The sequence below is a fragment of the Roseateles sp. P5_E4 genome (genome assembly GCF_054049255.1).
In genome coordinates this window covers 276,427-288,793 of the sequence record NZ_JBFUMS010000010.1, presented here as the reverse complement: position 1 = coordinate 288,793, position 12,367 = coordinate 276,427, and the positions used below count along the sequence as shown (strand labels likewise).

General features: G+C 68.9%; 9 protein-coding genes. 4 read left to right on the top strand and 5 right to left on the bottom strand.

Annotated elements, in window-relative coordinates:
- The coding region (locus ACXJLH_RS20685; RefSeq protein ID WP_457445947.1) for a hypothetical protein at positions 1-318 on the top strand (318 nt) is incomplete at its 5' end.
- 607 nt (positions 319-925) lie between these two features.
- Here the strand turns inward: ACXJLH_RS20685 and ACXJLH_RS20680 are convergent.
- The 3 genes from ACXJLH_RS20680 to ACXJLH_RS20670 all read right to left on the bottom strand — a co-directional run bounded on the left by ACXJLH_RS20680 (position 926) and on the right by ACXJLH_RS20670 (position 6,411).
- Positions 926-2,305, bottom strand: coding sequence for a TAXI family TRAP transporter solute-binding subunit (locus ACXJLH_RS20680; RefSeq protein WP_457445946.1), 1,380 nt, complete (start codon positions 2,303-2,305; stop codon positions 926-928).
- Positions 2,306-2,601: 296 nt separating this feature from the next.
- Positions 2,602-4,176, bottom strand: coding sequence for an MFS transporter (locus ACXJLH_RS20675; RefSeq protein ID WP_457445945.1), 1,575 nt, complete (start codon positions 4,174-4,176; stop codon positions 2,602-2,604).
- Between the two features lie 177 nt (positions 4,177-4,353).
- Positions 4,354-6,411 carry a M13 family metallopeptidase gene (locus tag ACXJLH_RS20670; RefSeq protein WP_457445944.1) on the bottom strand — a complete coding sequence of 686 codons (2,058 nt, stop codon included), beginning with the start codon at positions 6,409-6,411 and terminating at the stop codon, positions 4,354-4,356.
- A 162-nt stretch (positions 6,412-6,573) separates the two neighbouring features.
- Here ACXJLH_RS20670 and ACXJLH_RS20665 point away from each other — a divergent pair, with 162 nt between their 5' ends.
- Positions 6,574-7,506 (top strand): NAD(P)-dependent oxidoreductase, encoded by a 933-nt coding sequence (locus tag ACXJLH_RS20665; protein ID WP_457445943.1) that lies wholly within the window; start codon positions 6,574-6,576, stop codon positions 7,504-7,506.
- 1 nt (position 7,507) lies between these two features.
- Here the strand turns inward: ACXJLH_RS20665 and ACXJLH_RS20660 are convergent, their stop codons facing one another.
- Positions 7,508-7,768, bottom strand: a complete 261-nt coding sequence (locus ACXJLH_RS20660; RefSeq protein ID WP_157281053.1) for a hypothetical protein — start codon at positions 7,766-7,768, stop codon at positions 7,508-7,510.
- A gap of 158 nt (positions 7,769-7,926) precedes the next feature.
- Here ACXJLH_RS20660 and ACXJLH_RS20655 point away from each other — a divergent pair, with 158 nt between their 5' ends.
- The gene (locus ACXJLH_RS20655) at positions 7,927-9,216 is read left to right on the top strand and encodes a M23 family metallopeptidase (RefSeq protein ID WP_457445942.1); all 1,290 of its coding nucleotides are present in this window, start codon (positions 7,927-7,929) and stop codon (positions 9,214-9,216) included.
- A 268-nt stretch (positions 9,217-9,484) separates the two neighbouring features.
- The gene (locus ACXJLH_RS20650; protein WP_457445941.1) at positions 9,485-10,891 is read left to right on the top strand and encodes a TonB C-terminal domain-containing protein; all 1,407 of its coding nucleotides are present in this window, start codon (positions 9,485-9,487) and stop codon (positions 10,889-10,891) included.
- Between the two features lie 34 nt (positions 10,892-10,925).
- Here the strand turns inward: ACXJLH_RS20650 and ACXJLH_RS20645 are convergent, their stop codons facing one another.
- Positions 10,926-12,122 carry a hypothetical protein gene (locus ACXJLH_RS20645; protein WP_457445940.1) on the bottom strand — a complete coding sequence of 399 codons (1,197 nt, stop codon included), beginning with the start codon at positions 12,120-12,122 and terminating at the stop codon, positions 10,926-10,928.
- Positions 12,123-12,367: the final 245 nt, after the last annotated feature.

Sequence of the window (12,367 nt, the reverse complement as noted above, 5' to 3'; positions counted from 1 at the left end):
TACGTCGCCGGCCTGACCGACTACCCCACCATCAACTGGGGTAATCAGGTGATCGGCTCAGGCACCGGATCGGACGTGTTCACGCTGAAGAACACCAGCACCACGACGGTGGCCACTGGCGTTAGCGTCACGGCGCCGGCCAACTGGGAGCTCTACGAGAACACCTGCACCAGCGGCACACTGGCGGCTAACGGCGGTTCGTGCACTTTCCGCATCCGCTTTCGTCCCACTGCGGCGCAGCCCTACTCGAGGCAACTGGGCCTGAGCCTCAGCAACGGCACGGCTCCGACAGTCAACCTGATCGGAGTGGGCGTGTAAGCGCTAATGCCGTGGAGGCGGCGGCTCCGTGCCTCTCCGCCTGCCCCTTTTGACGGCGTGACGTTCGACCATCGACCTGCTAGGGAAGGTCTGCAAAACCCCGTACACGACGGTCGATGAGGGCGCGAACTCGTCGTGATCTGGAAGTAGCGGAGCGATTGCGGGCGATCAGCGCCTCGCAGGCCGCGAATTCTGCTCCTGCGGCAGCCTCCAGCCGCATCGCAGGCGCACTCATCCCTCGCTCAAGTGCCACACCTATTCCGGGGCGCTCCCCGACAGCGGCCATCGCTGCTGGTTCGTGTCCGGGAGCGTGAACCTGGCAACCTGGATCGGAAGACCGCACCCGCTGCAGTGCCGCCCTTGAGCGTCGATCTCGACCTTCCGCTTAGGGCACAAAGCCGTCGCATGGTTGCCATCGTCGAACGACGGCAACCGCTGCAGAGCCGACGGCGGCATCAGGCTGATACCGGACTTCCGGAAACCCAAGGCAGCTTTTTCACAGCCTGTCCGCTGCAGACGCGTTCCCCACCCGAATTACTCGGACGCATCCCGGGATCGGATTGGATGGCGGTACGGACAGGCAGCACGCCGCCCCGCCGCTTGTTGATCAGTCGGTCGGTGCGGCTGTTGGCCGGGACCGCTGCGCCAGCAGGCGCTTGCGCACCGCATAGATGTTGTTGCGCAGCGCGTAAAGCTCTTCGGCATAGGACAGCGGCACCGCAATGCGGTGTGTGACGCGGTCCAGCTCATCCAGCTCGTCGAGTAAAGCGCCGCGCTCGCCTGCGCCGCTTTCAAGCTTTGCTTCCACCTCGCGCAGCCGCGCATACCAGCGGAACACGCGCGAGCGCACGCGGAACGTGTAGAGCGGCGGCACCACGCGCGACAGCGGCAGCATCAGCACCAGCAGGCCGCCGACCACCAGCCACATGCGTTCCAGCAGATTGCCGGCCCAGAAGGGCAGGTAGCGCGCCCACGCCGGCGTCGTGCCGTTGATCGCGCGATCGCCCTCGGCGCTGACCGGCAGCTCGCTGGTGCGGGTGTTGGGGAAGTCGCGCGCGCCATTGAACCAGCCGGCCTCACTGTGCTGGCCCAGGGCCGCCTGCGCGAACAGCTGGCGCAGCGCGGGGTGCGTCTGCTCGCGCGCCAGCAGTGCGGTGGTGGTGGCGAGCAGCGGCACGTCGTGCGGCGGTAAATCGGCTGCCAGGCCCACCACACCACGCGGCAGCCTCACGGTGGACAGGAAGGGCAGCTGGCGCGAATAGGCCTCGTTCTGCTCGAAGGCCATCAGCGCAATGGCCGGGTCGCGCAGCAGCTCGCGGATCAGGCCGGCCTGCGGCGCCGAGATCAGCACCGTGGCGTCCAGCCGGCCCTGGCGCAGCGCCTCACCCGCGGCGTCGGGCGCCAGATTGGACAGCCGCAGATCGGTCGGCTTCAGTTGGTTCAGCGCCAGCAGCTTCTCAACAATCTGCGGTACACCGCTGCCGTCCTGATCCACATTGACTCGCAGGCCGCGCAGCTGGTCCAGGCGCTGCAGTTCGCCCCCGGGCTGGCGGCGCGCGATGCCGAGATCGCGGCGGTAGAAGATCCAGATCGGCTCGTAAAACAGACTGCCCAGCGAGACGATGCCGGCCTCGGTATCGGTCGCCGGATCGGCCATGCCGCCGCGTACGAAGCCCACATCGACCGTGCCCGCGCGCAGATGGGCCAGATCGTCCTGCGCGCCTTCGCTGGCGATCAGCTCCACCTGGATGCGCTCGCGTGCCAGCGCTTTCGCATAGCCCTCGCCGAAGCTGGCGTAGGCACTTCCGGCCGGGCCGGTCGCTAGCCTTACGTGGCGCGGCGGCCGCGGATCCAGCCACCAGTAGGCAGCTACCAGCAGGCCTCCGCCGAGCAGCAGCAGCGGCCCCATCGAGACCATCAAGTCGCGCAGCGTCTGCAGCAGCAGGCGCAGGCTGCGGGTGGCATGCCATTGCTGAATCGGGGTCATGGCTTGCCGTCCTGAGCGGGCAAAGGCTGGGCCTGCGTGTTGCAGAGTCGCTCGCATTCCCGAGCACCCGCATGAGTGGTGGCAGCAAGGCTGAGGATGATCGTGATGCCGAGGCGTCGCACGGGCTGGGCCTTTACCGATGGAGGACCGGCCGATCGTATGGGAGGCGCGCTGGCCGGACTGTTACGCCCGCTTTCGCTGCAAAGCGGGCGACGGCACTAGGCTGGAAGCGTCCTTCCAAATCGCTGTCGGTTCTGGCACAGGCGTCCCAAGTCAGCCCGTGCGCACTGCGTGTCTTAACCCTCAACCTTGCGCATCAACACCGCGGCCATCGCGGCGCCCAGTACGCACAGCGCGGCGCTCACACCCATCACCCAGCGGTATCCGCTGATGAAAGCCTCGTGGATGGCGCTCTGGGCCGCGGCTCGGGTGGCTGCGTCGATGTCCCGCGGCAGCTCGATGGCCGCGAGCCGGCTCTGTTGCTCCAGCACCAGCGACGCCACAGCGGCAGGCACGCCGTGGTGGTCGAGCTGGCCTCGAAGCGCAACACCGAATGCCCAGGCCATCAATGCCCCCAGCGCGGCGATGGCCAGCACGCCGGCCGCACGGGACACCGCGTTGTTGATACCCGACGCAACACCGGCTGCATCGGCGCCCGCCGCATTCATGACGGCCGTGGTCAATGGCGCGACCGTCACGCTCATGCCCACGCCGAGCACCACGATGCCCGGCAGGAACCCGGTCCAGTAATTGGCCTCGATGGAAGGCAGCGCCAGCGCAGCGAAGCCGGCGCCCGCAATCACGGGGCCGATGGCCAGCGGTGTGCGCGGCCCGACCCGGTCGGCCAGGCCGCCGGCCCAGCGCGACAGCGCAAACATGATCAGGATGAAGGGCAGCAGCGCCGCTCCGGCGGCGGCGGCCGACAGACCATGGACCTGGATCAGCGCCAGCGGCACGAAGAAGAGGCCACCGCCGAGGGCCGCGTAGACCAGCAAGGTCAGCACATTGGCGCCGGCAAAGACGGGATCGCGAAAGAATTGCAGCGGCAGCATGGGCCGCGCTGTACGCTGCTCCACCCAGGCGAAGGCCCCCATCGCAACGACGCCGATCACGAGGGCGGCGATCACCGCGGGCGAATCCCACTGGCGGGCCGGCCCTTCGATGAAGGCGAACACGATGCCACCCAGGCCCACCGTGACGAGCGCCGCCCCCGGCCAGTCCAGCCGCCCCGTGGCTTGCGGGTCGCGAGATTCCGGCACCCGCAGCATCGCCATCGCCGCAACCAGCGCGGCCAGCGGCGCATTCACCAGGAAGGCCCAGGTCCAGGAGTAATGGTCGATCAGCCAGCCGCCGATCACCGGCCCCACGGCGGCCGTAATACCGCTGAAGCCGGCCCACGTGCCGATGGCCCGGCCCCGTTCATGCTCGTCAAAAGAGGCACTGATCAGCGCCAGGCTCCCCGGCACCAGCAGGGCTGCACCCACGCCCTGTAACGCGCGCGCGGCGATCAATGCGTTCACGTCGCTTGAGAGCGCGCACAGCACCGAGGCCGCGCCGAAGATCGCCACACCCAGCAGGAAGATGCGGCGGCGCCCGTAGCGGTCGCCCAGCGCGCCGCCAAGCAGGAGCAGCGCGGCCAGCAACAGCGCATACGACTCCACGACCCATTGCACCTGATGCAGCGTCGCATGCAAATCGTTCTGGATTGCCGGCAGTGCGACGTTGACGACCGTGCCGTCGATGAAGGCCATGCCGGAGGCGAGGATCGCGGTCGCCAGCACCCATCGCTGCCTGGCCGGCGAGCAGGGTGATGCCGGAGGGCCGTGGCGGATGGCGGCTTGGTCGCAGGGTGGATGCAGCGCAGCGGTCATGAAACTCCGGCGGGCAATCGAGGTGCCGCACGGTTCTCACCGAGGACACCCGCGCCAGGCACGCCGGGAAATGGGCGCATCCTGCGTGCGCAATGCTACCTTCACGGTCAGTGGCCGCTGCCGACAACGCCGCTGCTCATCGCGGCGGCAATGAGCAGCGCCCTCAGCCCGTGTAGATCACCACACCTTGCAATGCTGCCCCGCCGGCTTCACCAGCTTGGCGCCCGGCTTGCACGCAAAGGCCTTCTCGAACTCCGGCATGTTGACGACGACGCCGTTGATGCGCCAGCGGGCCGGCGAGTGCGGGTCGACCTTGGCCTGCACGCGCAGGGCCTCGGGGCGGGCATCGGCGCAGTCCCACTGCGCGAAGCCGACGAAGAAGCGCTGCTCGGGCGTCAGGCCGTCGCGGTTCTCAAGGGTCTTGCCGGTCATGTGGGCCTTCCAGGCCTCCCAGGCCAGCACCAGACCGCCGAGGTCGGCGAGGTCTTCGCCCAGCGTCAGCTTGGAATTGATCTTGATGTCATCGACGACGGTGTAGGTGGCGTACTGGTCGGCCACGCAGGCGGCGCGCTTCTCGAATTCCTTGCCGTCCTTCTTGGTCCACCAGTTCTTCAGGTTGCCCTGGGCGTCGAACTGGCGGCCTTCGTCGTCGAAGCCGTGGGTCAGCTCGTGGCCGATGGTGCCGCCGGTGTTGCCGTAGTTGGGTGCCTCATCGAGAGCTGCGTCGTACAGCGGCGCCTGCAGCACGCCGGCGGGGAAGTTGATGTCGTTCATCTGCGCGTCGTAATACGCGTTCACCGTCTGCGGCGTCATGCCCCACTCGCCACGGTCCAGCGGCTGGCCGATCTTGGCCAGGCGGCGCTTGGCTTCAAAGGCATTGCCGCGCGTGACGTTGCCCAGGAAATCGCCAGGCCGCACAGCAAAGGCCGAGTAGTCGCGCCAGCGCTCGGGGTAGCCCACCTTGTTGACGATGGCCTTGAGCTTGCCGTGGGCGCGGGCCTTGGTCTCGGCGCTCATCCAGGCCAGGCTGTCGATGGACCGTCCCATCGCCACCTCGATCTCGTCGGTCATCTGCACCGCCGCGGCCTTCAGGTCGGGCGTGAAGTTGCGCGCGATGAATTCCTGGCCCAGGGCCTCGCCGAGCTGCACGTCGACGAGCTGCACGCAGCGCTTCCAGCGGGGCTTCAGCTGGGGCGTACCGTGCAGGGTCTGGCCGTAGAAGTCGAAGTTGGCCTGCACGAAACCGTTGTCCAGCGCGGGGCTGAGGCTGCTGGCCAGCTGCCAGCGCAGATAGGTCTTCAGGTCCGCCAGGCTCATCGCGTTGAGGCGCGCGCCGAGTGCCTTGAAGAAGGCCGGCTCGGTGACGTTGTAGCGGGCATGCCAGGGCGTGGTGCCCAGGGCTGCCTGGTAGCTGGCCCAGTCGAAGCCGGGCATCAGCGCCTTCAGGCCGCGCGCGTCGACGACGTGGAAGGTCTTGTAGGGGTCGCGCTTGTCGACCTTGGAGAGCGACGCGCGGGCCAACGTGGTCTCGGTGGCCAGCACGCTGCGCGCCCCCGCCTTGGCGGCCTCGGGTGTGTCGCCCAGCAACTCGAAGATGCGGGCCACATGGGCCTCGTAGGCGGTGCGGATCTTCAGCGTCTTGTCGTCGCGCTTGAGGTAGTAGTCGCGGTCGGGCAGGCCCAGGCCGCCGGCCGAGGCGAAGGCGATCTGGCGCGTCGCGTCGGCGAAGTCCTGGCCCGAGCTGAAGCCGAAGAAGAGGCGGTCGTTGCCGGCCGCCTGCTGCAGTTCGGCCAGCAGGGCCGGCAGGGCCTTCTTGTCCTTCAGCGCGGCGATGCGGTCCAGCGTCGGCTGCAGGCCCTTGAGCCCGGTGGCCTGCACGGCGCCCTCGTCCATGCAGGCGGCGAAGTAGTCACCCAGCTTGGCTTGAGGCCCCGTGCGCTCGGCGCCCGGCTGGCCCAGCTTGTTCAGCACGCCCCACAGGTAGCGCTGGTTCTCGTTGGCCATCTTGGCGTAGACCGACCAGCGCGACTGGTCGGCCGGGATGGGGTTGGCCTTGGTCCAGGCGCCGCAGGCGTAGCGGTAGAGGTCGTCGCAGGGGTCGGCGCTGCGGTCCATGGCCGTCACGTCCAGGCTGGGCGTGTAGGGCAGGGCATCCAGCGGTCCTTCTGCAGCATTGGGGCCGGCCGCGTGGGCCAATGTCGCCGCGAGCAAGGCGGGGAGCAGCAGTCGTTTCATGGTGGGCGAGGAATTTGAAGTGAGGCGATTGTGGGCGCTGGGCGCGCCAGCAGCCATTCGTCAGACCTGTGGGAGCGGCCAGCCCGTCGCGGAATTCGGCGGGGGAGGAGAAGCAGATAGGTTCGGCCATGATGGGCGCTTTCTGATTGCTGCAATTTGCCTATGGAAACCTTGCTGCTGCTCGTCCCGATCGCCGCCGAACACAAGGCCCTGCTGCTGGAACGCTTTCGCGTCATCGACGCCCCCGACGCCACCGGCCGGGCCGCGGCAATAGCGGCCCACGCCGCCGAGATCGACCTCGTGCTGACGAATGGCGGCACCGGCTTCTCCGCCGACGAGATCGCCGCGCTGCCCAACCTCAAGCTGCTGGCCGCCCAGGGCGCCGGCTACGAGAACCTCGACGTGGCGGCCGCCAAGGCGCGCGGCGTGCTCGTCTGCAACGGCGCCGGCACCAATGACGACTGCGTGGCCGACCACGCCCTGGCCCTGCTGCTGGCCAGCGTGCGCGCCCTGCCTCAACTGGGCGTGGCGCTGCGCGCCGGCGTCTGGCGGGACGCCCTGCCCCTCTTCCCCAACTTCAAGGGTAGGCGCCTCGGCGTCATCGGCCTGGGCGGCATCGGCCGCAAGATCGCCACGCGTGCCGCCGCTTTCGGCATGGTCATTGGCTACAACAACCGCCGCCCGCGGGAGGATGCTGGCGATGCGGCCTGGTTCGACAGCGTGATGGCCCTGGCTGCCTGGGCCGACGACCTCGTCGTCGCCACGCCCGGCGGGGCGGCCACCCGGCACATCGTCAACGCCGAGGTGCTGGCGGCGCTGGGCGCCGGCGGCCATGTCGTCAACATCTCGCGAGGCAGCTGCGTGGACACCGCGGCGCTGGCCGCGGCCCTGCGGGCCGGGCAGATCGCCGGTGCGGCATTGGATGTCTATGAAAGCGAGCCCCGCCCGCCGCAGGAACTGCTGGGCCTGGACAACGTCATCCTGACGCCCCATGTGGCCGGCTGGTCGCCCCAGTCCATCCGCGCCACGGTGGAAAACTTCATCACCAATGTCGAGGCCTGGCGGCGCGGCGAGGCGCTGCTGACGCCGATCTGATTCAGCGCCGCTCGCGCCGCGCCTCCATGACTTCGCTCTCTTCGCGCGCGGCGTACTGGCGGCGGCTGCCCTCCTGAAGCGCCACCTCGGCAGCCAGTCGGCCCATCTGGGTGCTGGCCATCTCCTGCATCATCAGCACGTCGGCGTCTTCGGGCATGCGCGTCAACTGCGGCTCTTCGCGCTCCGCCCGCGCCGGACGTCGGCGCGCGAACAGCGCATCCAGGGTCAGCAGGCGGCGGGGATCGGGCAGGGAGGCCATCATGGAATCTCCGAAAAATGTCAGGCTTGTGGAACAGACGTTATTGCGACGCCGATAGCGACACGCCCCCGCATCAACCCTTCCCTAATTCCGCGGTTGGCGCGCGTCGTGCCGGTCCAGATACTGGCCCGGCACGACACGGCAAGACAAAGGAGCCGGCCATGTCCCAGCGTCACTTCCTGGCCGCCGCCCTGCTAGCGGCCTGCGCGTCTCAGGCCCTGGCCGATGGCTATGCCGCCGTCTGGCGCCCCGGCGCCGGCACGCAATGGGTCAAGGCCGGCGTGTCGGCCGACGAGTTCAAGACGGCGGACCTCGACTATTTCAAGCAGGGCCTGCGCATCGTGTCGCTGACGGTGCGCGACGGCAAGCTGACTGCCGTCTGGCAGCCCGGCACTGGCACGCAATGGGTGCACTGGGACATGAGCGAGTCCGACTTCAAGGCCAAGGACAGCGCCTACTTCAAGCAGGGCCTGCGCATCGCCTCGTTCGCGCTGCACAACGGCCGCTTCGCCGCCGTCTGGCGGCCCGGCACCGGCACGCAGTGGGTGCACTGGGGCCTGTCGGGCGACCAGTTCAAGGCCAAGGACGGGCCCTATTTCAAGGCCGGCCTGCGCGTCACGCAGATCGAGCTCGACAACGGCAAGCTCGCCGCCGTCTGGCGGCCCGGCACCGGCACGCAGTGGGTGCACTGGGGCATGAGCGGCGGCGGCATCGAGGACAAGGACGCGATCTACTTCCCGCAAGGCCTGCGGCTGACGACGATGTCGTCCGACGGTGGCAGCTACGCGGCCGTCTGGCGCCCCGGCACCGGCACCCAGTACTGGGTGTACCGGCGCTGCTGGGTCGACCTCGCCACCGAGGACATGGCCTATTTCGGCAAGGGCCTGCGCCTGGGCTTCCTGAAGCTGCAGGAAGAGGCCCAGGGCGCCTACCACTACCCGTGGAAGAACGGCGTCACGCGCAATGTGGGCCAGGGCAACAACAACCCGCCGCCGGCCTCGCACAACGGCAGCCAGGCCTTTGCCTTCGATTTCATGATGGATTCGGGTACCGAGATCCGCGCCGCGCGTGCCGGCACGGTGGAGTGGGTGCGCGAGAGCCAGACGACGACCTACGACCCTTCGTCGCCGACGACGGCCACCAACCAGCCCTTCACGCCCGGCAGCCACGACAACTGGGGCAATACGGTGCGCATCCGCCACCTGGGCGGCTTCACGAGCTGGTACTTCCACCTGACGCACAACGGCGTCAAGGTCAAGGAGAACGACAAGGTCGTGGCCGGCACCGTCATCGCGCTGAGCGACAACACCGGCCGCACGACCGGGCCGCATCTGCACTTTCAGGTGCAGGCCGATTCTCTGGACTGGGGCCAGTCGGTCGCCATCAGCTTCAATGGCTGCCAGGTGCCCAAGACGGGCGACAACGTGACCTCCCAGAACGGCAACCCCTGAGGCTCGGCACTGCCCCAGCACGCCCCCCGCATCCGCGGGGCCGGGCGCCCCTGATGGCAACCCGGTGCTGATCGGCCCGCACGTCTGACGACAATGGGCGCATGCGCTGCCAGGATCATCCCGAGCTGAATCGCCCCCGCCTGGTGGGGCCGGCTTGAGCCGCTGGTCTTCAGGCCCCAGCCTCGCGCAGGCGCTCGCCGCTGAAACCGCCCCCTCCTGGCCGCGGAGATCGCGCCACGGCCCGGCGCGGGCCCTGCTGATCTCTCTGGTGGCCCATGGGCTGCTGCTGAGCCTGACCTTTGGCGGTGAAGGCCTGGGCCTGCCCGGCCTGAGCTTGCCCTGGCAGGCCCGCCGCGCCGAGGTGCCCGACCTGCGCGTCGTGCTGGTCACCCCGCCGCCAGCGCCTGCCGCTGAGCCATCGCCCCTGCCCGCCGAACCGCTTGCGCCGTCCGAAACCTCGGCTGTGCCGGCGCCACGCGCCCCGGCGGCCGATGAGGCACCGCCACCCGCCCCCGCCCCGGCCGTCATCGCCGTGGAACGGCCCAACGAAACGACCTGGACGGTGCCGCCTCAACCCCCGGCCTCCGCCCCCGTCATCGCGGCCCTCTCGGCTGCCTCCAGCGCCCTGACCACGCTGACGCGCGACGACAGCACACGCGCCGCACTGGACCGCGAGGCCCGCGAGCGCGCCGCCGAAATGGCCCAGCTCGACCGCGCCAGGCGCGACACCCAACAGCAAGCCCAGCAGCAGACCGAAAAACTGGCCGAAGCGGAACGACTGGAGGCTGCGAAACAGGAGGCGACCCGACAGGAGGCCGCTCGCAAGGAGGCTGCACGTCAAGAGGCAGCGGCCCGTGCCGAGGCCGCGCGGCTGGAAGCCGAACGCCAGGAAGCCCAGCGCCAGGCCGCCGCGAAGCAGGAAGCGGCACGGCTGGAGACCGAACGCCGACTCGCGGCGCAACAGGACGCGGCTCGGCAGGAGACAGCTCGCGCCGAGGCCGCTCGTGCGGAAACCGCCCGGCAAGAGGCAGCCCGCCAGGAAACGGCCCGCCAGGAAGCTGCACGCACCGAAGCCGCCCGTCAGGCCGCCGAGTCCGCCAGGCAGGAGGCCGCACGACAGGAAGCCGGGCGCCAAGAGGCGGCTCGCCAGGAAGCTGCCCGCGCCGCGGCCGCCAAGCTGGCCGAGGCCAAGGCCGCCGAGGAGCAGCGCGAAGCCCGGCTGCGCGCCATCGGCCAGCAGCTCAACGAGGAAGCCGCCAAGCGTGATGCCCAACGGGATGCTGCACGCCAGGCCCCCTCCAACCTGCCCTCGTCCTGGAGCAGCGCCCGCCGCGGCCGCCTCTTCGGCCGCACCGATGCCAACGCCGAGATGGTGCTCTACGCCGAGGCCTGGGCGCGCAAGATCCAGTTCAACCAGACCTTCGACCTCGTCCGCGACGCGATCAAGCAACCCTACACCGACCCGCTCGTGACGGTTGCCATTCGCGCCGACGGCACGGTGGAGTCGGTCAGCTTCTACCGCTCCAGCGGCGTGCCGGCGCTGGACGAGGCCATCCGCCGCGTCATTGAGAGCCAGGCCAACTACCCGGCCTTCACGCCGGCGCTGGCGCGCGAGTACGACGTGATCGAGATCCGCCGGACCTGGCATTTCGATTCGGCGATCCGGCTGTACTGATCGCCCGCCAGGAGCAGCCGTCTGCCGGCGTCACTCAGCGCCAGAGCGCCGGTTGCGGCGACCAGCCCTCGGCTGATGACGCTTCCACCAGCGCCGCCGCGCAGGCGCCCAGGTCCAGCCCCAGCGCGCCACGCGCCGCGCTGCCACCTGCGTCGGTCGCGTGAGCGGCCGCGCGCACGAAAGCAGCAAAGCCGTCCCAGTCCCGCGACATCTGCTCCACCAGGATGCGCGCCAGCTCATAGGACAGCAGCGTGTCGTCGTCGGCGCGCAGGAAGGATTCGCCCGACCACAGCCGCTGCACCTTGGCCGCATTCCAGTGGTCGCGCAGTAGGGCGTGCAATTCCGGCGCCGTGTGCAGCGAGGGCTGCGCACCGGCCACACGGCGTTCGCTGTTGACGGCGATGCCCTCGTCCAGCCAGCGCGGCAGCCTAAGGTGAGCCAACGCGCTGTGCGTCAGCTCGTGCGCAATGACGGGCTCGATAGCGCCGAGATGGGCACGCACCACGACGAAGTGCGGACAGCCGGCATCTATGAACATGCCCCCTGAAACGGCAAACTCGCCGTCCGGGTAGTAGAGCGAAACATAGCGGTAGTAGTCGTCCTCGCTGTTGAGCACCAGAACAAGGCTGCGCTGGCCCGCAGGGAAGCTCGCAAGCGGCCCCAGCAGCCGCTCGATGCGTCTGCGGGCCGTATGTACATAGGCGGCGGTGGCGCGCTCCTCGCGCTCGTTCAACGGCGACAGCACCATGGCCTCCTCCGTCTCCAGCAGGCCCATCTGCGGCCCCAGCGCCTCGCCCAGGTGCAGCAGCCAGGCCCGGCGCCCGGCCTCAAGCGCAGCGATGCGCTGCTCGTCACTTGCATGGCTGGTCTCGTCGCCCACTGCCCAGCGGTTCAGGGCGCGCCAGTCCAGCACCGGCAGTTCGTGGCCCCATTGCAAATGGTCCATGACTGAAAAACTCGCACCCCCCGCCGCGTGAGCCAAATCCTCGGGCGCCGGACCCTGCCCGTTGCTGCGATCGCGATAGCCCGCGTCCGCGACGACCTTGTCCACGACACGACGCCATGGTGTGGACAGGAAGGCGATGAAGGCGCCTCCCAACGGGAATAGCCAGATCGCCACCAGCAGCATGCCCACCGGCAGGTGTATCCGCCGCCCCGTCGCGATGACGCGGCGCGACACCAGCACATTCACAACCAGCAAGGCTGCTAGAAAAACGACAAGTTCAGTCATGAAGCGGTAGCCAGAGATTGTTGGGCTCGAACTGCAAGTGCGCGATCTTCGCCGCGGCCTCGGCACGGCGATTTGGTCGTATTACCAGGGTTCCCCCGTCCCTCTTGCTGCACCGCACACAGAGGGAATGTCCCCGATTCACCCCGAAGGTGGGGTGCTAGCGTGAAGTGTTGTTCGTGGTTCCGGCCTTGCTTACGCGGCGGCCGGGCGCTCTGTTGGTTCCCGTCGCAAACACCAAGCTAGGA